At 72.5% G+C, this 22,113-nt stretch carries 18 protein-coding genes; 11 read left to right on the plus strand and 7 right to left on the minus strand.

Going from position 1 to position 22,113, the window contains the following annotated elements:
- The 8 genes from ACFZBU_RS01985 (at position 1) to ACFZBU_RS02020 (ending at position 7,819) form a co-directional block, all read left to right on the plus strand.
- Positions 1-594 carry a hypothetical protein gene (locus ACFZBU_RS01985; RefSeq protein WP_391581488.1) on the plus strand — a complete coding sequence of 198 codons (594 nt, stop codon included), beginning with the start codon at positions 1-3 and terminating at the stop codon, positions 592-594.
- Positions 591-1,256: a DUF6875 domain-containing protein gene (locus ACFZBU_RS01990; RefSeq protein ID WP_391581489.1), complete on the plus strand. Its 666-nt coding sequence runs from the start codon at positions 591-593 to the stop codon at positions 1,254-1,256. Before ACFZBU_RS01985 ends, ACFZBU_RS01990 begins: the two co-directional genes overlap by 4 nt.
- A gap of 22 nt (positions 1,257-1,278) precedes the next feature.
- Positions 1,279-2,316, plus strand: coding sequence for a ketoacyl-ACP synthase III family protein (locus ACFZBU_RS01995; RefSeq protein ID WP_391581490.1), 1,038 nt, complete (start codon positions 1,279-1,281; stop codon positions 2,314-2,316).
- The gene (locus ACFZBU_RS02000; protein WP_391581491.1) at positions 2,316-3,902 is read left to right on the plus strand and encodes a (2,3-dihydroxybenzoyl)adenylate synthase; all 1,587 of its coding nucleotides are present in this window, start codon (positions 2,316-2,318) and stop codon (positions 3,900-3,902) included. Before ACFZBU_RS01995 ends, ACFZBU_RS02000 begins: the two co-directional genes overlap by 1 nt.
- 84 nt (positions 3,903-3,986) lie before the next feature.
- Positions 3,987-4,295: a phosphopantetheine-binding protein gene (locus ACFZBU_RS02005; RefSeq protein WP_391581492.1), complete on the plus strand. Its 309-nt coding sequence runs from the start codon at positions 3,987-3,989 to the stop codon at positions 4,293-4,295.
- A complete protein-coding gene (locus ACFZBU_RS02010; protein ID WP_391581493.1) occupies positions 4,292-5,848 on the plus strand; it encodes an amidohydrolase family protein in 1,557 nt (518 codons plus the stop codon). The genes ACFZBU_RS02005 and ACFZBU_RS02010 overlap by 4 nt, the downstream gene beginning before the upstream one ends.
- A complete protein-coding gene (locus ACFZBU_RS02015) occupies positions 5,845-6,705 on the plus strand; it encodes a tryptophan 2,3-dioxygenase (protein WP_391581494.1) in 861 nt (286 codons plus the stop codon). The genes ACFZBU_RS02010 and ACFZBU_RS02015 overlap by 4 nt, the downstream gene beginning before the upstream one ends.
- A 52-nt stretch (positions 6,706-6,757) precedes the next feature.
- Positions 6,758-7,819, plus strand: a complete 1,062-nt coding sequence (locus tag ACFZBU_RS02020) for a methyltransferase (RefSeq protein ID WP_391581495.1) — start codon at positions 6,758-6,760, stop codon at positions 7,817-7,819.
- Between the two features lie 75 nt (positions 7,820-7,894).
- Here ACFZBU_RS02020 and ACFZBU_RS02025 read toward each other — a convergent pair whose 3' ends face one another.
- Complete coding sequence (locus tag ACFZBU_RS02025) at positions 7,895-9,241, minus strand: salicylate synthase (RefSeq protein ID WP_391581496.1); 1,347 nt, start codon at positions 9,239-9,241, stop codon at positions 7,895-7,897.
- 282 nt (positions 9,242-9,523) lie between these two features.
- Here ACFZBU_RS02025 and ACFZBU_RS02030 point away from each other — a divergent pair, with 282 nt between their 5' ends.
- The gene (locus ACFZBU_RS02030) at positions 9,524-11,041 is read left to right on the plus strand and encodes a carboxylesterase/lipase family protein (RefSeq protein WP_391581498.1); all 1,518 of its coding nucleotides are present in this window, start codon (positions 9,524-9,526) and stop codon (positions 11,039-11,041) included.
- A gap of 248 nt (positions 11,042-11,289) precedes the next feature.
- Positions 11,290-12,060: an SDR family NAD(P)-dependent oxidoreductase gene (locus tag ACFZBU_RS02035; RefSeq protein ID WP_391581499.1), complete on the plus strand. Its 771-nt coding sequence runs from the start codon at positions 11,290-11,292 to the stop codon at positions 12,058-12,060.
- 222 nt (positions 12,061-12,282) lie between these two features.
- On the opposite strand, the gene ACFZBU_RS02040 is transcribed toward ACFZBU_RS02035, so the two are convergent.
- The 3 genes from ACFZBU_RS02040 to ACFZBU_RS02050 form a co-directional block, all read right to left on the minus strand.
- Complete coding sequence (locus ACFZBU_RS02040) at positions 12,283-13,278, minus strand: TolB family protein (RefSeq protein ID WP_391581500.1); 996 nt, start codon at positions 13,276-13,278, stop codon at positions 12,283-12,285.
- On the minus strand, positions 13,275-14,609 hold the full coding sequence (locus ACFZBU_RS02045) for an MFS transporter (RefSeq protein WP_391581501.1): 1,335 nt from the start codon (positions 14,607-14,609) through the stop codon (positions 13,275-13,277). The genes ACFZBU_RS02040 and ACFZBU_RS02045 overlap by 4 nt, the downstream gene beginning before the upstream one ends.
- A 118-nt stretch (positions 14,610-14,727) precedes the next feature.
- Positions 14,728-16,221 carry an alkaline phosphatase family protein gene (locus tag ACFZBU_RS02050; RefSeq protein ID WP_391581502.1) on the minus strand — a complete coding sequence of 498 codons (1,494 nt, stop codon included), beginning with the start codon at positions 16,219-16,221 and terminating at the stop codon, positions 14,728-14,730.
- A gap of 1,025 nt (positions 16,222-17,246) precedes the next feature.
- Here ACFZBU_RS02050 and ACFZBU_RS02055 point away from each other — a divergent pair.
- Complete coding sequence (locus ACFZBU_RS02055) at positions 17,247-18,131, plus strand: LysR family transcriptional regulator (protein WP_391581504.1); 885 nt, start codon at positions 17,247-17,249, stop codon at positions 18,129-18,131.
- 47 nt (positions 18,132-18,178) lie between these two features.
- Here the strand turns inward: ACFZBU_RS02055 and ACFZBU_RS02060 are convergent, their stop codons facing one another.
- From ACFZBU_RS02060 to ACFZBU_RS02070, 3 genes are read right to left on the minus strand one after another with little or no spacing between them, the layout of a single operon-like run.
- Entirely contained in the window at positions 18,179-19,093 is a 915-nt protein-coding gene (locus ACFZBU_RS02060; RefSeq protein ID WP_391581505.1) for a hypothetical protein, read from the minus strand.
- Positions 19,090-20,964 (minus strand): methyltransferase domain-containing protein, encoded by a 1,875-nt coding sequence (locus tag ACFZBU_RS02065; protein WP_391581506.1) that lies wholly within the window; start codon positions 20,962-20,964, stop codon positions 19,090-19,092. Before ACFZBU_RS02065 ends, ACFZBU_RS02060 begins: the two co-directional genes overlap by 4 nt.
- On the minus strand, positions 20,958-22,112 hold the full coding sequence (locus tag ACFZBU_RS02070; RefSeq protein ID WP_391581507.1) for a glycosyltransferase: 1,155 nt from the start codon (positions 22,110-22,112) through the stop codon (positions 20,958-20,960). The genes ACFZBU_RS02065 and ACFZBU_RS02070 overlap by 7 nt, the downstream gene beginning before the upstream one ends.
- Position 22,113: the final 1 nt, after the last annotated feature.

A 22,113-nucleotide genomic window follows, 5' to 3' on the forward strand; every position in this document is an offset into this window, starting at 1 on the left:
GTGACCGTGCCCGGAGAGGGACACCGCAACGGCGGTCCCGACGCCGACGGCGACGACGCGACGGTCTGGCGGCACCGGCTCTTCGCCGCCGAGGTGAGCATGGCCAACGCGCTCGAACAACTGGACGCGGGTGGATACGACGCGTGGGCGGCGATCCTGGACCGGCTGGACGACGGCCGGCCCGAGCCCGACGAGACCGACACCGAGGGCTGGCGGGGCGTGTGTCTGCGCGCGTTGGCGCTCATCCGGGGTTACCTCGGCCACCGTTTCGGCGCCGAGGGGGTGCGCACCTGGGCCGCGCTGGACGCCCAGGCGTGGCACTGGGCTGAGCCGCAGGGCCGGCTGCACGCGGGCGTCGACCCGGCCGCCGCCGAACTCGCCCCTCAGGAGGCCGCGGCGCCCGCACGTAACCCATGCGAGACCGGTATGCGCGCCGGCGGACCCGCCTGGCAAAACCGTCGCACGGTCTCGGCCAACACCGCGGACCCGATTCCGCTCAGCCAAACCGTCACCCTGGAGTGCTTCGCGCCCGGTACACACTGGCCGCTTCGTGCCGCGAACTGCTCCGTGATCCGGGACGAGGGCATCCGATGAGGAAAGATCCGTTCGTCACCCTGGACGCCGAGCGCGACCGGGAGTTGCACGCCTGGCTCGGCGACTACATCGCCCGACCACACGCCGAACTCGGCCGGGACGGCCCGGTCTGCCCCTTCGTCGAACCCTCGCTGCGCGCCGATTCGCTGATCGCGGTGGGTCATCGCTGGGAGGGTCCGCCGCACCTGCCTCGCATGGTGCGCATGATCGAGGACGCCACCCGGATGTTCCGTTCGATCGACTGGAAGGTGCGCAACCCCCAGCTGCACGCGCTCGTGGTCCTGGTCACCGACCTGCCCGAGGACGGCTGGTGGTTGATCGACGAGGGCCATCGGGCGACCAAGGACCGGGCGGTGGCCGAGGGCCTGATGCTCGGCCAGTTCCACCCGGACTGCCGTGCCCCGGCCGCGCGCAACCCGCTGTTCCCGGTCAACCGGGCCCCCTGGCCGATGATCGCGATCAGGAACATGGCCTTCCACGACATCCTCTTCCTGCACGATCACCCGGGTTGGTTCTCCAACTACCGGGCCCGGTACTCCCGTTACTACGACGGTGGGGCCCGGATCGACCCGCGGTTCGCGAGCCTGTACGCATCCGCCGTCCGCGCGGCGGACGAGCACGCCGTCCCCGTCCTGTCCGGTCGTGCCGACCGGTCCCGATAATCCGGCGCCGAGGAGAGCAACAATGAGATTCGACGGAATCCACCTGGCCGGTATCGGCACCTACCTTCCGGACCGGGTGAGCACCGAGGACGCGGTCGCGGCCGGCCGGTACGCCGCCGCCGAACGCGAGAGCAGTGGGTTGCTCTCCATCGGCGACGCCGGTGACCTGCCCGCCCCCGACATGGCGATCCGCGCCGCGAACGAGGCGCTCAAGCGGGCCGATCACGAGGCGAACGAGATCTGCAAGCTGTTCCACAGCACCGTCCACTACCAGGGACCGGACGTGTGGTCGGCGCCGCACTACATCGTGCGCAACACCATCGACCAGCCCATCTCGGCGATCGAGGTCCGGCACGGGTGCCTGGGCATCATCGAATCGTTGGTGCTGGGCGCCAACCACCTGCTGGCCGATCCGAGCCGGATCGCGGTGCTCCTGACCACCGGGGACAACTTCAACACCCCCGCGGTCGACCGCTGGACGGTCTCCAAGCTGTTCGTACTCGCCGACGGCGCCGGTGCGATCGTGTTGTCCACCCGACCCGGGTTCGCCCGACTGGTGGCCACGGGCGCCCGATCCATCCCGGGGATGGAGGAACTGCACCGCGGCGGCGAACAGATGTTCCCGCCGGGCATCACCCGCGGCGAACCGCTCGACCTGGAGCGCCGGCGCGCCTACTGGGCCGGCCAATGGGCCGCAGGCAGCCCGCCGCCGATGGGGTCGCTGGGCGACCTGGTGGCCGACGTGGTGCGCGACACGGTGGCCGAGGCCGGGCTGACCATGGACGACATCACCCGCGTCGCCCACGTCAGCTTCGCGCAGGGCGCGCTGCGGGACACCTTCCTGGATCCGATCGGGATCGACGAGGCGCGCGGCACCTGGGAGTTCGTCCGGCGTACCGGTCACGCCGGCCCCTCGGACCACGTCGCCGGGCTGGAACACCTGTGGACGACCGGCGCGGTGCGCACCGGTGACCACGTGCTCCTGCTCGGTGGCACCCCGGGCTTCGAGGTGGCCTGCGCGATCGTGCGGATCACCGCGGACGCGGACGGAGGCCGGTGATGCTCGCCGGGTGCACGCCGTGGCCCGACGAATGGGCGGAGCGCTACCGCGAGTCGGGGTACTGGCAGGGCCGCACCCTGGGCGACCTGCTGCACGACTGGGCGCTGCGATACACCGACCGCATCGCGCTGGTGCACGAGGAACGCCGGCTGAGCTACCGCGAACTCGACCTGTGGGCCGACCGGGTGGCCGTCCGGCTGCGCGCCGAGGGAATCACGGCGGGCGACCGGGTCGTGGTGCACCTGCCCAACATCCCCGAGTTCGTCGCGGTGTGCTTCGCGCTGTTTCGCCTCGGCGCGCACCCGGTGTTCGCACTGGCCGCACACCGCGGCAACGAGATCCGGCACCTGTGCCGCATCTCCGAGGCGGTCGCCTACGTCGTGCCCGACGGCCGGGTGGGCTTCGACTACCCGGCGCTGGCCAAGCAGATCCAGGCCGACGTGCCCACCCTGCGCACGATCCTGATCGTGGGCGGCCCGGACGACTTCACCGCGGCCGAACCCGCCGGTGATCTCGGGCCGGTGCCCGTGGACCCGGGCGAGGTCGCGTTCTTCCTGCTGTCCGGCGGGACCACCGCGCTGCCCAAGTTGATCCCACGCACCCACGACGACTACGCCTACCAGGTGCGTGCCGGCAGCGAACTGTGCCGACTCACCCGGCAGGACGTGTACCTCGTGGTGCTCCCGGTGGAGTTCAACTTCCCCTGGGGATGCCCCGGAGTGCTCGGCACCCTCTCCGCCGGCGGCACCGTGGTGCTGGCCGCGGACGCCGGCGCGGACGAGTGCTTCGCGCTGATCGCCCGGGAGCGGGTGACCTTCACCTCGCTGGTGCCGGCCATCGCGCATCTGTGGCTGGAGGAGGTGGCGTGGAGCGAGCACGACCTGTCGAGTCTGCGCTTCATCCAGGTCGGCGGGGCCAAGCTGCCCGCCGACGTGGCCCGCCGGATCCCGCCCGCGTTCGGCTGCCGGCTGCAACAGGTCTTCGGGATGGCCGAAGGCATGCTGTCCTACGTCCGCGAGGACGACGATCCGGAGACCGCGTACACCACCCAGGGCCTGCCGCTGTCCCCCGCGGACGAGGTCCGGGTCGTCGACGAGCACGGCGATCCGGTGGCCCCCGGCGAGGCGGGCGAGATGCTCGTGCGCGGGCCGTACACCCTGCGCGGCTACTACCGGGCCGCCGAACACAACGAGCGGGCCTTCACCGCGGACGGCTTCTACCGCACCGGTGACGTGGTCAGACGCACCCCCGACGGCCATCTGGTGATCGAGGGCCGGATCAAGGACGTGGTGATCCGCGGCGGCGACAAGATCTCCGCGCCCGAGATCGAGGAGCACCTGCTTGCCCTGCCCGGTGTGCACCAGGTCGCCCTGATCGGCCTCCCCGACCGGGTCCTCGGTGAGCGAACCTGCGCGTGCGTGGTCGTGCAGGGCCGGCCGCCCGAGCTGCTCGACCTGCGCCGGGCGCTGCACGACGAGGGCCTGGCCGACTACAAGCTGCCGGATCGACTGGAGATCGTGACCGCCCTGCCGCGCACCCCACTGGGCAAGGTCGACAAGAAGGCGCTGGTCGCCGAATTCTCCTGACCACACCGGCGACGGACGCCCGGGACCGGACCGTCCCGACAACCCTCCGGGCCGGTCCCGGGCACCAGCAGGAAGGAAACCGAGATGGAACCGAGCATCGACCCGGGTACCGCCGACGCGGCGGCCGGCCCGCTGACCGCACCGCGACTGCGGGAAGCCGTCGCCGCCGTCATCGGCGCCGACCCCGAAAGCCTGCAGGGCGACCAGAACCTGGTGCTGCTCGGGCTCGGATCGCTGGAGATGATGCGTCTGGTCAACCAATGGCGACGGCTGGGCCTGCGGATCCCCTTCCAGGACCTGGCCGCTCAGCCCACGCTGGACGCCTGGTGGCAGCGGATCGACGCCGCGCAGCGATCCGCGAGCCACGCCGCGGACGGCGAGGTCGGCCGATGACCGGCACCGGCGCGAGCGACGCCGCGGAAACCGGGCTGCTGATCCGGGACGGCGTGGTCTACAGTGCCGCGGCCGACGGGCGCGTCCACGACCCGGGATCGGTGCTCGTCGTCGGCGACACGATCGTCGCGGTCGGCCCCAGCGCCGACGTGGACGAGGCGGTCGCCGGCTGCGACCCGGCGGTGCGCGCCGGTCTGCGCACCGTCGACGCCCGGTCGATGATGGTGCTGCCCGGCTTCGTCAACGCGCACTGGCACGAGATGTACGCGATGCGAATCCCGTTCAAGGGCGCGCTGCGGTCGGCCGACGACCGCGAGGACGAGGCCGGGTTCATGGCCTGCGGTGGGGAAATGGCCCGGATCGCCACCATGTTCGACTCGTTCCACGACCTCGCCGGGCAACTCGCTCCCGACGAGGCCGAGGCGATCGCCGCGTACTCGCTGTGGACCCAATTACGATCCGGTACCACCACCATCGCCGACGTCGGCTCGTTCACGCTGCCGCACTCGCTCGCGGACGCCGCGTTGCGGATCGGGCTGCGCTGCGTGCTCGGCACCTGGGCCACCGACGGTGTCGCGGTACCCGGGGAGGGCGCGTTTCGGCGTACCCGTGAGCCGGAAGTCGTGCTGGGTCCGCTGGAGGACGTGCTGCGCCGCTGCGCCCAGGACGACAGCGGCCTGCTGCGCGGCCGGCCCACGGCGGTGTACCCGGGCAACATGTCCGACGAACTCGGGCGTGGATTGGCCGAGTTGGTCGCCCGGTACGACACCACCTTCGCCACCCACGTGGGGGCGCTGCGGCACGAGAGCGATGCGACGCGTGCGTGCTTCGACACCACGCCGCTGCGTCGCCTGCACGAACTCGGGCTGCTCGACCACCGGTTGATGGCGGTGCACTGCGCGTTCGCGGACGAGTACGAACGATCCCTGCTGATCGACAACCGCGTGCACATCAGCCACTCGCCCGCCAAGTACGGCAGCACCGGCGAATCCGCGCTGACCGAGACCCGGCTGATCACCGAGCTGATCGGAGCCGGTCTGGACGTGTCGGTTTCCACCGACGGTGTGGTCTATCCGCTCGGCGGCATGGCGGAGAACATGCGCGCGGCCTGGCAGGCGCACAACGAGCTGTCGGCCGACCAGACCTTCGTGCGGCCCACCGACGTGCTGGCCATGGCCACCCGGCTGCCCGCGCGCGGACTGCGCTGGGACGACGAGATCGGCAGCCTGGAGGCGGGCAAGCGAGCCGACCTGGTGCTGGTGTCCACCGACGACTGGCGCTACGTGCTCAACCCGCGCCCCCTGGAGGCGTTCCTGCACCTGGGCGGCTCCGTCGACGTCGACACCGTGATCGTGGCCGGCCGCCTGCTGGTTCGCGCCGGACAGGCCGTGCTGCTGGACGAGCGGCAACTCCTGGAGGACTACCTGGACGCGTTGCACTCGTTCTCCGCCCGCCGGTTGGGCATCGACGAGAAGGTGTTGCGCCGACTCCTGGACGACAACCCCCGACTGCGTCGCGCACGTGGCGCACACCCCACGAGGAAGCTCCGATGAGGGAACACCCGGCCGCCGCCTCCACCCCGGCCCCCGCGCGCTGCCCGTTCGGGGGCGATACCGAACGCGACGGGGCCGCCCCGTACGTGTCCTACGCGCGGATGGACGAGCTGCACGAACTGGCCCGCCCGCGTACCGATTCGCCGCGCGAGCTGACCTTCATCCTGATCAGCCACGTCAAGGAGATCCTGTTCCGCGCCATCCACGTGGAGCTGGACCAGGCCCGGACCGCGATCCGGCAGGACCGGATCTCCGTCGCGTGCGGTCACCTGGAGCGGGCGACCCGGTCCCAGCAGGCGCTGCTGGCGTCCTGGGAGGTGCTCAGTGCGATGGCTCCCGACGAGTTCCTGGAGTTTCGCGAGATTCTGGGCGAGGCGTCCGGTACCCAGTCGTTCATGTACCGCGTGCTCGAATTCGCGATGGGCAACAAGGACCCGGACACGGTTCGGGCCTGGAAGGCCGACATGGAGCGATACCCGATGCTCCGGGCCGAGTTGGCGGCGCCGAGCATCTACGACGAGGCGATCCGATACCTGGCCCGACAGGGCGCGAAGTTGCCCGCGGACCTTCTGGAGCGGGACGTGACGCGCCGTCATGAACCACACCCGCTGGTGGAGCAGGCGTGGCTGGAGGTCTACCGCGACCCGGCGGGCCGACCCTTGGACCACCGCCTCGCCGAGGCGTTGAGCGACGTCTCGTTCCGCTTCTCGGTCTGGCGTTCCACTCACCTTCTGGTGGTGGAACGCATGCTCGGCAGCAAGTCGGGGACCGGGGGCACCACCGGCCTGGCCTGGCTGCGCACGATCAACGAGCACCGGTTCTTCCCCGAATTGTGGTCGACGCGCACGCTGCTGTGACGCGTGCGACCGGCTCCACCGGGCTTCATCCACCGTCGACCGGAGGTACTCCATGACCGCGACCCCGCAGCTGACCATGGCCGACCTGGTACCGCTGCTCTTCGGCCACGCCGCCTTCCAACAACTGAACGCGGCCTGCGAGCTGCGACTCCCCGAATTCCTGCACGAACGACCCGGCAGCACCCGGGACGAGATCGCCAAGGAGTTGGAACTGCCGGACCGCTCGGCGGCCGTGCTCCTGCTGGGCACCACGTCGCTGCGGCTGACCGTCAAGCGGGGCGACGGGTACACCAACGCCTCGATCGTCGAGGCCGCCTTCGACGACGGAACCTGGACCAACCTGCGCGACATCGTCGAGTTCCAGGCACGGATCGCCTACGCGCCCGCGGCCGAGTACACCGCGTCGCTGCGTGCGGGGGAGAACCTGGGGCTGCGGCACTTCCCCGGCGAAACCCGCGATCTGTACAGCCGGCTGGCGGGTACTCCCGGCCTGGAGGAACTGTTCTACAAGGGGATGAACTCCTGGTCGCGCATCTCCAATCCGGTCCTGATCGACGGCGTCGACTACAGCGGCGTCCGCCGGATCCTGGACATCGGCGGCGGTGGCGGGCTGAACGCCATCGCGCTGGTCACCGCACACCCGCACCTGCGGGTCACGGTGCTGGACCGCCCGGGGGCCCTGGAGGTGGCCGAACACAACATCCGCGAAAGCGGTCTGGCGGATCGCATCGACACGCACCCGGCGGACATCTTCGACGACGAGTACCCCGGCGGCTACGACTGCGTACTGTTCGCGCACCAGCTGGTGATCTGGTCGCCCCCGCAGAACCGGGCATTGCTGGCCAAGGCGCTGCGCGCGGTCGACCCCGCCGGTCGGGTGTTGATCTTCAACGCGTTCTCCGACGACGACGGCGCCGGGCCGCTGTACACCGGCCTGGACGGGGTGTACTTCACCACGCTCCCGTTCGAAAGCAGCACGATCTACCCCTGGCAGGCCTACGAGGGCTGGCTGGACGAGTGCGGCTACGCCGCGCACCGCCGGATCACCGTCGGCGGTTGGACCCCGCACGGAGTCGTCGAGGCCCGTCCCACCGCCGTCCCCGCATCCGGCTGACCCTTCGGGCGGCCCCCCACACGCGAAGTCCCCCACGCCTCGGACGTGGGGGACTTCGTGCATGCCGGGTGGGCTTCAGCCGGCCGCCATCGCGGTGGCCGACTCGGGCACCAGGAACTGTGCGACGCTGCGCATCTTCTCGCAGGTCTCCTCCAGTTCGCGCTCGGGCGTGGAGCCGGCGACGATGCCCGCGCCCGCCTGAAGCCAGGTACGGTCAGCACGCCGGAAGACCGTGCGCAACACGAGTGCCGCGTCCAGGCCGCCCTGCGCGTCCGCGGTCAGCACCGCCCCGCTGTACAGGCCCCGCGGGCCGGGTTCGTACCGGTGGATCGCCTCGAACGCCGCGCGCTTGGGGATCCCGGAGGCGGTCACCGCCGGGAACAGCGCGGCGAAGGCGTCCCAGGAGTCCATGCCGACCGCCAGGCGACCGCTCACGGCCGAGGCCAGGTGCTGGACCGAGCCGCGTTCGAGGACGTTCATGAACTCCTCGACCCGCACCGAGTCCGGCGCGCAGATCCGGGCCAACTCCTCGCAGGCGAGTTGGACCGAGATCGCGTGTTCGAACACCTCCTTGGGGTCTCCCAGCAGGTCTGCCCTGAGCCGGGCGGTGCGGGCCCGATCGAGGGGGAAGAACGCGCGGGTACCGGCCAGCGGGTGGCTGCGCACCGACCCGTCCGGGTCCACCTCGACCACGGTTTCCGGGCTGAACCCGGCCGCGGTCAGGTCGCCCAGCCGCAGCAGGAACGAGCGCGAGGGGGTGTTGTGCCGGCGGCCCACGAGATAGGTCGCGACCAGGTCGACATCGAACGCGACGGGCACCGCGCGCGAGACGATCGCCTTGCGCAGCTTGCCGTTGTCGATGTCGCGGACCACGGCGGCGACCGCGTCGCGGTAGGCGTCGGCACCGATCTCGTCGACCGATACCGGTGAGGGTTCGGGGTACGGGTCGGCGGGCGCGTTCTGCACCACGTCGGCGAGGATCTGCAGCAGTCGGTGATCGCTGCCCCGCAGCACCACGTGGTTCGCCGACATCTTGATCTCGACCTGGGGCACCACCATGTGCAGCAGCGTCCCGTCGTCGAGCAGGTCGCGCATGCCCGCCTGCGCGTAGGCGTACTCGAAGCCGGCCCAACCGTAGAGACTCCAGTCCTCCACCGGGGCGTCGGCCATGATCCTCGCCAGGTCGCGGCTGGGATCGTGGCTTACCGGCAACCGCCGCTCGTGGGCGCCCCAGCGCACCCGAAAGCCGGCCCGATCCAGGATCACCTCGCCGGCGGCGCCGCCGGCGAACGTCCACACCCCGTGCCGTTCGTAGACGACGAAGCTGCCGAACGTGGCCGAGCGGGCCAGGCACGCGGCGGCGGCGGGCGGGTCGACAGCGGTGTGGATTCTCAGCTCGTGCGGATACTGACGCTGTGCCATGGCTTCCCTTTCGATCGGGAATCGGGCCTGTCGGCACCGGAGGATTCGGCCGTTTCGGTACCAGCGGGTCACCCTCGCAGCCGTGCCTTGCGCCGCGCTTTCTCGGTTATTGCGTCGATCCCGGCGGTGACGCAGATCGGCAATCCACCGCCCCCCGGTGTGGTCTTCCGGCAGTTCGCGCCCGCTGACTGGTGAGTCGCGTGCACGGGTCGTAGAACGGCCGGCATGCATGAGCCATCCGTGCGCGCACCTTTTCCCGAGCCGCTTCCAGGGGGAATGTCGATGAGCAACGAGTGGAACGACGACAACGACCGCCGGGGGCACCACCGGCCCACCGACTGTGCCGAGCCCGGTACGCCGCTCCCTCGGTCGACCGTGGTGACCACGGATCGCGGGCGGATCAGGGGTGTGGACGAGGGTCCGGTGCGATCCTTCCGCGGCATCCCGTACGCCGCCTCGCCGGTGGGCGATCTGCGCTTCGCGCCGCCCCGGCCGCATGCCTATTGGGCGGGTATCCGGGACACGGTGTGCTCCGGTCCTTCGGTACCGCAGGGCCCCTCACGGCTCGAACTCGTGGTCGGCCCGCGCACGCCCGACTGGTCCGAGGCGGACTGCCTCACCCTCAACGTGTGGACCCCGTGCGCGAGCGGCGCCTCGCGACCGGTGCTCGTGTGGTTCCACGGCGGCGGCTTCACCAGCGGATGCGGCGGCTGGGACTGGTACGACGGCGCCCGGCTCGCCGCACTCGGCGACATCGTGGTGGTCACCGCCAACTACCGGCTCGGGCCGCTGGGCTTTTTGTACCGGCCCGAGATGGGGGCGGACAACCTCGGCCTGCGGGACCAGGGCGCGGTGCTGAGATGGGTGTACGACAACGTCGCGGCCTTCGGCGGCGACCCGCACACGATCACGGTGGGCGGCCAGTCGGCGGGGGCGTGGACCTCGCTGTTGCTCGCGGTCGACCCGGAGACCGGGCCACTGATTCGCCGGGTGCTGGCGCAGAGCGCGCCCCTGGGCCTGCCGGAGCAGAGCCCGGATGCCGCTCGTGCCGCGGCCGCGAAGTACTCCGGCGCGCTCGGGCCGATGCCCGACGACGACCTCGCCGCCGGGTTGCGCGCGCTTCCGGTGGAGCAACTGGTGCGGACGTACGCGGGATTGGTCCGGGACACGGCGGTGACCGCGAGCGTGGCCCCGCCGATGTATCCGGTACTCGGCGGCTTCGGCGTGCGCCGGGGGCTGCGCGAGGCGGTGCGGGAGGGCGCGTTGGCCGACAAGGACGTGCTGATCGGGACCACGCGGGAGGAGGCCGCGGCATTCTTCGGGTTCAAACCCTCGGTGCGCGAGGCCGGTCGGGGGGAGGTGTTGCGGATGCTGCGGGACGAAGGCGGGCGCGTCTACGACCGGTATGCGGGGCGCCGTCCGGAGGCCACCCCGGGCCAGGTGTTCGCCGACGTGATGAGCGACCGGGTCTTTCACGACGGCACGCGCGACGTGGCCCGGGCCCGCGCCTGGCAGGGGCACCCGGCCTACCTGTATCGCTTCGACCGGCCGATCCCCGCCGCGGAACTCGGCCTCGGCGCGCCGCACTGTGCCGAACTGCCCTACTTGTTCGGCACGTTCGACGCCTTCGCGGACAGTGTGCTGGTGCGTGGCGCGGACCGGGTCGCCGCCGGTGAACTGTTCGCCGCGTTCGGCGGGGCGTTGGCCGCGTTCGTGGCGACCGGATCGCCGAACGGGGCCGGCCTGGAGACCTGGAAGCCGCACGGCCCGAACGACGCGGAGACGATGTTCTTCGAGTGAGCCCGACCTCGACCGCCCCGGGGCGGGGGCGCCGCGCCCGGAATCGGCGCGACGCCCACCCGGATCGGCCGGTGGCGCGGGGCGGCCCTGTCGCCGGCTCGTGCGGGGCCTGGGGCGGGCGGGTCCGCAGGGGCCCCGACACGACCTCGTCCGGGTGCGGCATACGGTGCCGGGAGGCCGGCAACGTGGTGCCGCACACCCGCGAGGGCGGTTTTCCGGCAACCGCCACACGACGAGAGGAACCCGTGATGACCCAGGGCGACAACACGATTCCCGCTGCCCCGTCCCGAGGCTGCGCTGTGGTCACCGGCGCCAGCAGCGGGATCGGCGCGGCGACGGCCGTGCATCTGGCGAGTCTGGGCTACGACGTCGTGCTCGGCGCGCGTCGCAAGGACCGGCTGGACGAGGTGGTCGCGCGGTGTGCCGGGCGGGGCCGGGCGCTGCCGCTGGACGTGGCCGATCCGGACTCGGTCGCCGCGTTCGCCGCCGCGGTGGAGCGGTGCGATGTACTGGTCAACAACGCGGGCTTCGCGCGCGGCACCGAGTCGGTCGCCGAGGCCGACGAGGCGGCGTGGACCGCGATGTACGAGACCAATGTGCTCGGGACACTGCGGGTGACCAAGGCGTTCCTGCCGCTGCTGATCGCGTCCGGTGACGGCCAGGTGATCACCATCGGCTCGGTGGCCGGGCGTGAGCCGTACGAGGGCGGGGCGGGGTACAACGCGGCCAAGCACGCGGTGACGGCGATGACCCGGGTGTTGCGACTGGAGCTGCGCGGGCAGCCGGTGCGGGTGTGCCAGATCGACCCGGGCATGGTCGAGACCGAGTTCACCCTCAACCGGCTCGGCGGCGATGCGGAGAGCGCGTCGGCGGTGTACGCGGGGATGACGCCGCTGGTCGGTCAGGACATCGCGGAGTGCGTGGGGTGGGTGGCGACGCGGCCCCCGCACGTGAACATCGACTCGATGATGGTGCTGGCGCGGGACCAGACGTCGGCGCGCGTGGTGCATCGGCGCTGATCGCGCGGGGGCCGGCGCACGGGATTCGGCCGGCGCCGGGTTGTCCTCGGACGCCGGACGGGCTGAATGGGGTCGCTCGGTTCGGGTGGGTTGGCCTGTGCCGGGTTGTCCTCGAACGCCGGACGGGCTGAATGGGGCTGTCCGGTTCGGCTGGATTGACATGGGTTGGGGTGTTCTCAAGCGCCGGACGGGCTGTTCGGGTGGGTTGTGTCGGGTTGTCGGTCAGTTGCGTAGTACGGCGGGGGAGAGGGCGTGGGGGATGAGTAGGGTCGGGTGGGTCGTTCCGTCGATGCGGGTGGACCAGATGTCGCCGCGGAGGTCGCCGGGGAGGCTGTAGGCGACGCGTTCGTCGTCGAGCCATTCGGCCTGGTCGTCCAGGGTCCGGGTCTCGGCGAGCGCGCTCTCCGCGCCGGTGGCCAGGACCAGGACGAACAGGTGCCAGGGTCGGTCGGCGTCCGCGCCGGGGACCCGCTTCTTGTACACGACGCGCGTGCCGTCGGGGGACAACGACGGGCACTCCGCGTTCTCGCGGACCGTGCGCAGCGAGCGGGCGGCCACGTCGCCCCGGGCCAGCCAGGTGTGTCCTCCGGTGGCCACCGTCGCGTAGAAGGTGTTGTCGTCGGCGGCGAAGGTCACGCCCCAGACGTTGACGTCGGGAGCGTGGATCGACTCGTCGCCGCGGTGCAGCGCGTACGACTCCAGGTTGTCGTCGAGCCGGCCGGTCCGGGTGTCCAGGATCGCGGTCCGGGTGGCGAAGTTCAGGCCCGCGTACGACTCGCCGTTCACGAACGACGTCCACGCGACCAGCCGGCCGCTCGGCGAGACCCGGGCGCGCGAGGGGGTGCCGGCCAGCGCATGCCGGCCCTTCTCCCGCAGGTTCGCGTCCAGGAGCACCGCGTCGTAGGTGCCCAGCGCGAGCCCGGCCGGTCGCAGACACACCCCGGTGCCGTGCGCGGCGTGGAAGACCAGGCAACTGCGCGCGGCCACCGCGCGCTCGCCGGGCCGGGCCGCGTCGACCGCCGCGACGTGGTCCCGGCCGGTGTCGGCGGCGGTGCTGCGGAACAGGATCCGGCCGGGGCGATCCAGGCTCAGCGTCGCGTAGTCGCCGTCCCGGCCGGCGTCCGCGTCGCCCGCGGCGCGCAGTGTGTACACCACCGCGAGGCCGACGAGCAGCGCGGTGACCACGGTGAGCACGGTCAGGCGTGTGGTGCGGGTCATCGGGCTGCCCCTCTCGGGCCGGTCGGGCGGTTGTCACCCGGGGGGAGGCCGCCGCCTGCCGGCAGCGCCGCGGCGGCGGCGAGCAAGGCCAGGGCCAGGGCTGCGACGGCCAGGACACCGGCGGTGTGCGGGCCGTACAGCGTCCAGGCCGTGCCGAATCCGGCCGCGCCCAGGGCTCGCCCGCCGGCCTGCCCGGTCTGTACCAGGGCCAGCGCCCCGCCGCGCAGTTCCGCGGGTGCGGCCGGGGCCGCGAGCGCCATCAGGACGCCGTCGGTGCCCGCGTAGAACAGGCCGAGCAGAGTCGGGATCGCGACGATCATCACCCGGTCGGGCAGCGGCGCGAGCAGTACGAGGTAGCCGGCGAGCAGGGCGACATGGCCGACCAGGAAGACCCGGCCGCGTCCGTACCGGTCCCCGGCGACGCCGGCCGGGACCGCGAGCAGCAGGAAGACCAGCGCGGTGCCCAGCGGCAACAGCGGGAACAGGTGCGGCGACAGGTCGGTGTGCCGTTGCAGGAGCAGGTAGAGCATCGCGTCGCCGACGGTCGCCGCGCCGAGCATTAGCGCGGCCAGACACACCCGGGCGAAGCCCGGCACCCGCAGCACCGCCGCCGCGTCGCGCAGCCGGACCGAGGCGTGGACCGCCGGCGGGCCCGCGCCGGCGGCGACGGCGTCGGGCGTCGGGTCGCGGACGAACAGCAGCAGCACCAGCAGCCCGAACGCGGCGAAGCAGAAGCTCAGCACGAACACCGCGTCGTACGCGTCCGCGGTCACCCACAACACCGCGAGCGCGACCGGCGGTCCGAACAACGCGCCCGCCGTGTCCATCGCCCGATGCACGCCGAACGCCCGACCCTGCTCGGCCGGCGACGCGGCCATCGAGATCAACGCATCGCGCGGTGCGGTACGCAGCCCCTTGCCCGCACGATCGGCCGCGAGCACCCCGCCGATCGCCGAGACCCCGCCGGCCGCGGGCAGCAGCAGCTTGCACCCGGCGGAGATCGCGTAGCCGACCGCGGCGACCGTCCGGTGCCGACGGAACCGGTCCGCGACATGGCCGCCGAGCAGCCGGGACACGGCGGTGGCGCCGTTGTACAGCCCGTCCAGCATGCCGAACGCCATGGGGGAGAGGCCGAGTCCGAGCACGAGGTAGACCGGGAGCACCGCGGTCACCATCTCGGCCGACACGTCGGTCACCAGCGAGACCACGCCGAGGACGAGCACGACGGGCGCGACCCGTCGGCCGCCGGGCCGGGTCGGCGGCGGTGCCTGCGCACGCGGGTCGCGCGCACCGGACGCGAGGTCGGCGGAACGGCTGGACGACAGGTACATCCTGGGCCTCCGGCTGCGGGTCGACACGGGAAGGGCGGGAGCCGGGGGGCCGAGGGCCGGTTCGGGCCCACGACACCCCCGACGGCCGGGTGATCGCACACGACGGTGCGGCGAGCGATCAGAACCAGCTCACGGTCCAGCGGAAGGAGGTGCCGGCTTTCGCACCCGTGGAGTCGGTCGCGGTCACCTCCACGGCGAACGTGCCCACCCCCCACGCCCGACCGGTGATCACACACGTGAGCGGATTCAGGAACAACCCCGCCGGAAGACCCCGCCCCGCACACGAATACGGCCCGGTCCCACCCGAGACCCCCAGCACCAGATTCACCCGCTGATCGAACTTCGACGCCTGCGCCCCCGGATCCGCCACCGACACCCCACCCGAAGGCGTCGAGGAGACCGTCCACCCGAACGACACCGGAGGCGACACCGCACCCACGGCATCCCTCGCCGTCACCGACACCTGCGAACTCCCCGGAGCGGACGGCGAACCCGTCACCACACACCCGCCACCGGACGCCGCCAACCCGGCAGGCAACCCCTGAAACACACACGTGTACGGAGGCGTCCCACCCGACACCTGCACCGCCAACGACACCGGCACACCGACCACACCCACCTGCGCACCCGGACTCACCACCGACACCGACGACGGACCACCGTCCTGCCAGATCTCGGTGATCGGTGTCGCGGTCGCGGCCTGGCCGGAGCGCCGGGTGCCGTACATGTCCTCGAGGGTGCGCAGCAGGCTGTAGTGGTCCTTGCGGCCCGGATACTGTCCGGGCTTGACGTGCGCGCCGTACAGGATGGTCGCGATCCGGTTCTCGCTGCGGAAGTTGTCCTCGTCCCAGGTGACCACGAGCAGGCTGTTGTGCGTCTTGGCCCACTCCGCGTAGCCGCTCAGCTTGTTCCTGGTCCAGGTGTCCCCGGTGGAGATCCCGCAGGCCGGGTCGAACAGGCGGTCGTGCATGTCGTTGCACTGGTTGGGCACCACGTAGGAGACGGTCGGCAACGTGGTGTAGTCGGTCGGGAACGCGGTGGCCGGATACGTGGTGGCCGCGGGCACGTTCGAGAACGACAACCAGGGGTTGTGCTTGCGGGCATACGAACCACTCGTGCACGCACCCGGGTTCGCCGCCGACCAGTCCTCGTTGTAGCTGCCCCACGTGACACCCGCGTCGATCAGCTGCCGACCGAGGTTGTCCGCACTGTACGGCGCCCCGGGCGGCGGGCACTCGTCGCCGGTGACGCCCTGCGTGGAGCCGGAGAACATCGCCATGTAGTTGGGTTGGCTGGGATGTGTCTCGCCGTGGAAGTCGGTCAGGGAGGCCCCGCCGGCGGCCAGCTGGTTGAGGTACGGTGCCTGCGAATTGCCGATGATCTCCTCGTAGTTGGTGTTCTCGTGCACCACGACCACCACGTGGTCGTAGCGCGGGATCGCCGCCGCGGCGGTGGCCGCGGGCGCCCGGTCGGGAGCGCCGGCCGAGGCGGGAGCGGTGAGGCCGGCGATCGCGCCGAGCGCGAATCCGACGGACAGCGCGACGAGTTTGGCCGATCGGGGCTTGGCCCGGGCCGTCGACCGGGGTCGTGACCCGGATCCGGAGTCGGACATGACCTGGCGCCTCCTTGGACGTGGACGAAGCGGAATGGCAGCGTGGGTTCGCCGACCTGCGGAAGCAACGACGCCCGCTCGGACCGGAATCGACGTCGGAACCGGGCAGCGGAGCCGACCATCGGGTCTGCTCCCGGGCCTGAACTGGTCGCGCGGGGCGGCGAACCGGCCGGGTGGCGCGAGAGCGCCCGGTCGCATTCAGAACCTGCGCTCATGCACCCATGCCCAAGCGGTGCGGTGTCGGCGCACACATGTCGGTCCGTCATGGATGCATGCCGGACCGGTATTGGACGTGGATGAGATCGGCCTCATCTCCTGGAAACATGAACAGATCACGTTCCGAAACCCCTCCGGGGATTCGTCCCCCGATCGGCGTCCGCGGACGGCTCGATCGCGGACGCGCCGCCGGTGGCGCGCGCGCCGCCCGCGCCGTCCGTACGACCCAGGGCGAGTCGCTGATGTACGCCCCCGACGGCAAGTCGCTGTACGTCGGATCCGAGGGCGTGAACAGCCCGCTCCGGGTGGTCCCGCCGCCCCCGAGGCGATCCCCGGTCGGGCGTGGGGGGTGGGCACGTTCGCCGTGGAGGTGACCGCGACCGACTCCACGGGTGCGAAAGCCGGCACCTCCGTCCGCTGGACCGTGAGCTGGTTCTGACCCACAGTCGAAACGAACGGATTCGAGCGAACCGATCCAAGCGAACCGATCCAAGCGAACCGGTCGCCCCCGCCGGTCGCAGCCGACAGTCGCAGCAATCGGATCGAAGCAGCTCGAAGCCGATCGAAGCCGGTCGAAAAGTGCACCACCACCGGGCGGGTCGACGCGGTGCTCGGGGCAGTCGCCTCGAGCGCGGCGCCGGCCCGCGCGGCCGATCCGCGTCACCTTTCCACTCGTCCCCGGCACACGGCACACCCTGGAGGAACACCATGGTCGACAGCCAACGTGCGGTACGTCGAGCGCAAACCCGGACCCGAGCGCACGAACGGGTCGTCGCCGGCCCGGTCGCGGGCGGAGGTATCGATACCCCGTGACCCTCCAACAGTTGCGCTACCTCATCGCCGTCGCCGAACACGGCAGCATGACCGGTGCCGCACAGGAACTCTTCGTGGTCCAGCCGGCCCTGTCCCGATCGTTGCAGAGCCTCGAACGCGAGCTGAACGTGATCCTGTTCACCAGGGTCGGCCGCGGCCTGGTGCCGACGGCGGCCGGGGTGCAGGTGGTCAACCTCGCGCGCAAGGTGCTTCGAGGCGTGCAGGCGATCAAGGACGTCGTACAGGTGGAGGACCCGACGCACAGCGACACCGTGCACCTGGCCGCGACCGCGACGCTGGCGATCGAGTGCACCAGCGGCCTGCTGCCCGGTCTGGCCAAGCTGCACCCCGAGTTGCACATCGTGGTGGACCGACAGGACAGCCGCGAGGCGCTGTTCGCCTCGCTGCGCGCCGGCGAGACGGACATCGCGCTGGTGGACCTGCCCGCCCCCGGCGGCTTCGAGGTGCTGCCGCTGCGCTCGTACGAGGTGGTGCTGGTCTCGCCGAAGCACACCCGGCTGTCGGATCCGGTCTCCTGGACGGACCTGGAGGGGCTGCCGATGATCCTGCCGCCCCGCAGCAGCGCGCGGCGGGCCGACTTCGAGATGTTGTTCGCCACGGCCGGCGTGCGGCCGACGGTCGCGATGGAGACCGACGACCGTGGGGCGTGGATCCCGTGCGTGGTGGCCGGACACGGATCGGTGTTGTGGTACGCCGACCTGGCCCAGCCGTTCGCGTCGAGTGTGGCCGTGCGGTCGATGAGCCCGCGGCTGATCAGGACGGTCGGCTTGGTGCGCGGGCGCGGTCCGATCAGCCGCGAGGTGCGCGCACTGCTCGACTACACCCGGCGCCAGGGCGTCCAGGAGATGGAGTACGTATGAGCATCGGCCCCGGCGTCGCCCGCGGGTGAGGATCCGCCGGGTCCGTCCTACGCCACCCGCGTACAGGCGGACCCGACCGAGGCGCTGAGCACACGTGGCGCCGGTTCGCCGGCGCGGGTGTAGGTGTCCACCAACGCCCGGCGCACGTCGGCCAGCGCGGCACCCGGCACCACCGCGATCGTGGACCCGCCCGCACCCAGCGGCCGGGCCTCGATCGCGCCTGCGGCCAGCGCATTGCGCGCCGGCGGGGACGTCCGCGCAGGTGGGTCGGCGGCCGGGTGTTCGGCCGTATCGACGGATGCGGCGTCCCCGTCGGCCCATCGGGGCACCGCCAGCACGAACCGCAGGCCGAGCCGATCCGGGTCGAACGGCACGTGGGCCGGTTCGCCCGCGGCGTCCTCGATCACCAGCACGTGGCCGGGCCGGCCGGACAGCGCGACCGTGCCCAGCGGCGGATCGGTGAGCCGGGCCCTGCGCCCGGTGCCCGCCGCGCGGTCGTGAAAGGCCGCCTCGATCAACGCGGCCGTGCAGGACAGCGGGACGGACGCGGACAGGCCGGTGCTGTCCGGCAGGTCGGTGTGCACCAGCAGGTCCAGCCCGCCCGCGCCGGTGGTGCCCGCGAGCACCGGGCGGATCCAGTCCGGGACCGGCCCGACGTCGCCCGCCGGGTCGAACTCGGCGCCCTCGTCCGGCCGGTCGATCGAGCCCACCCGGAGCATGCCGTCGGCGCGCGGCGCGGCGGCGATCACCACCCGCCAGGACAGCGCCACGGCGGTGCCCGGCCCGGCCGGCGAGCCGGACAGGCGCAGCACGTACGGCGCGGACCAGACCCCGGCCGGTGCGCGACCGAAGGCCCGGGCGAAGGCGAACGGCACCAGGCGCAGCACGGGCGCCGCGCCGCGTACGCCGGGCAACGCCGCCGCCGGTGAGGTGGGCGGTGGGCCGCTGTGCGGGCGGATCATCCCGGGTCCTTTCGGGCGAGGAGGCGGTAGGCGTTGCTGCCGCCGCGCTCGCCGGCGACGCGGGCGAGCAGCAGGCCGACCGCATCGAGCAGTACGGCGGCCAGGAAGCACGGCACGGACAGGGCGACCAGCGCGATGCGGCGGGCCCGGCGCAGCGGGGTCGGGCCGCCGACGATCCACGGCATGGCCGGATTCGGTGCGAGCACGGTGAGCGCCTGGGACACCGCCCCGGTGAAGTCGTTGCCCTGGTGCGCCCGGCCGTGCTCGCGCGCGACGACGGTGAACCCGCGGGCGTTGAGCGCGGCCTCCAGGTTGCGCCAGGGCATCAGGTGCTGGTGCTGGGGCTGGAACAGCGGGAGCCACAGGCCGCGCAGCAGTCGGCCGTACCAGCAGTGCGGGTCGGGCAGTTCGATCAGCAGCCGGCCGCCGGGCACCAGGACCTTCGCGGCGGCGTCCAGTTCGGCGAAGGGATCGCGGGTGTGTTCCAGGTAGTGGTGCATGCCGACCATGTCGTAGCCGCCCGCCAGGTCGTCGGCCGACTCCGGGAACTGGCCGCGATATGCGGTCCGGATCCAGCCGCGCCGCTCGGCCTGCGCGACGCCGTCGCCCAGGTCGAGACCGTCGAAGACGGTGTCCGGCAGCACGGTTCGACCGACCAGGCACATGTGCGCGTGCCCGGTCCCCACGTCCAGCCAGGCGCGCGGGGCGGTGTCCGCCGGCAGGTTTCGGCGCACCAGTTCGGCGCGCGCCCGGTAGGTGCGCGACATGGTGCCGAACAGCGCCTCGGCGCCCGGACCGCCGAGGCCGTCGTAGAAGTCGCGGTAGTAGTACTCCAGTCCGGCGAGGGACAGTCGGGGGTTCTGGAAGACGTGTGCGCAGTCCCGGCAGCGCTCCAGGGTGAACCGGCCCGGTTTGCCCTGGAGATGGTCGCCGATCCGGCTGCGCACCGCGAGCCGGGTCGAGCCGCACCACGGGCAGGTCTCCCGGCGCTCCTCGAAGAACGCGTCCAGGCCGTCGGCGACGCTGCGGGCGTACTCCGGGCGCAGGGCCGCCGGATCCGTCGCCGGCGCGGCGGCCCGGGTCGGGCGGGGCCCGGACACCGCGCGCACCCAGCGCCCGACGGCCAGGACGGGCCGCAGCGCACAGGCCCGACCCAGATCGCGCGGGCGCACGGGCGAGCGGCCGGCGACCACCGCGTACGGCTGGACCCACATGGCCAGGAAGGCCAGTGCGCCCCAGAACGGGGTGGCCACGCACGCACCGGTGTAGGCGGCGGCCTCACCCAGGTTGCCGACCAGGGTGGGCCACACCGGCACGCCGGCCGCCCGCAGCCGACGCTTGCGCAGCGTCGGGTCCGGTCGGGTCGCGGTCAGCTCGGGCGCGACCGCGTGGCCGGTGCCCAGGGCGGCGAACGGGCGAAGTCGGGCGGTGAGCTCGATCAGCTCGGGGGCGTCGGGGTCGACCAGGTCGGCGGCCGGGACGGCGGCGCGGCGCAGCACGTCCTCGTGCACGAGCAGGGCGTGGCCCGCGCCCCGACCGCGGGCGAGCGGGTCGCGGCGGATCCGGTCCGGGTCCAACCGCCCCAGCAGGGTGAGCAGTTCGTCGGCGGGCAGGTCGCCGGGGACCAGGTCGAGCAGCAGCAACCCGTGCCGCTCCGCGTGGGCGACGGCGGCGCGCACGGTGGCCCGGTCCGGGCGGGCCCCGATCGCGGTGACGCAGGTCCAGGCGTCGATCGGCCGGTCGTCGGTGGGGGCGGTGCGCAACGAGGGCAGCGCGCGCAGCCGGCGGCGCAGCGTACGGGTGCCGCCCAGCAGGCCGAGAGCGATCAGCAGGGCGAGCCACGGGAACGGTCCGGCGACGGGGTTCAGCACAACTTCTCCAAACGGTCGGCGGCGGCGCGGGCGCCGCCGGCCGCGGCGAACGAGGCGCGCACTCGGCAGGCGCCCGCGCGCAGTTCGGGACGATCCAGCGCGTCGGTGACGGCCGCGCGCAGTTCCGGCACATGCGCGCGGCCGAAGCGCACCCGGACCCCGGCGCCCGCGGCCACCACCTGACGGGCCACGATCGGCTGGTCGTCGCGGATCGGCGCGAGCACCAGCGGCAGGCCGAACGCGAGCGCCTCGCACACGGTGTTGTGGCCGCCGTGCGTGACCACCGCGTCCAGGTGCGGGAGCAGGGCGAGTTGCGGGACGTACTCGCGGACCAGGACGTGCTCGGCGGGTTCGCCGACCAGCCGTTCGGGTGCGGCCACGATCAGCTGGAGCCGGTCGGCGAGCGGGCGGGTGGCGGCCACCACGGCCGGATAGAACCGGTCGCCGGCCTCACGGTTGAGGGTGCCGAGCGAGACCAGGACCCGGCGTCGTCGCGGGTCGAGCCGATCCCACGGGAAGTCCACCGCCACCGGCCTGGGACCGAACGCGGGGCCCACGTAGCAGTGGTGCGCCGGGACCGGCTCGGTCAGGCCGACCAGCTCCGGGGTGGAGAAGACCAGCACGAGCCGGGCGGAGAAGCGCGGATCGCAGTCGGCGGGTACGCCGGCCGCGACCGCGGCCTCGGCGATCCGGGCCCGCACCCAGTCGGCGACCTTCGGGAAGCCCACCAGCGGCCGGGTGAACTCGGCCGAGGTGGTGGCCGAGGTGGCCCACGGCACGCCGGCCCGGACCGCGGCGAATGCCCCGGCGAAGGTCTGCTGGTCGGCGATGACCACGTCCGGTCGGTAGCCGGCCACGGCCGCGGTCACGCCGGGCAACATCGCGTGCGCGAGCGGTACCAGCGTCTCCTCGACCAGGAAGCGCAGTGCGGCCACTCCGCGCAGCCGTTGCCAGTTCGCGTGCAGTGCGGCGTAACCGCCGGCCCGATCCGGCGAGTTGCCGGTGGTGAACAGCCGGGCGCCGAGCGGGAGCAGCTCCAGGATGTCGGGTGGTCCGCACCACACCGCCTCGTGCCCGCGTTCGACGAGCGCGGCGGCGACCGCGACCGTGGGATTGACGTGGCCGGTGAACGGCGGAACCACGAACATG

It is taken from the genome of Embleya sp. NPDC008237 (genome assembly GCF_042956465.1).
Taxonomy (GTDB): domain Bacteria; phylum Actinomycetota; class Actinomycetes; order Streptomycetales; family Streptomycetaceae; genus Embleya.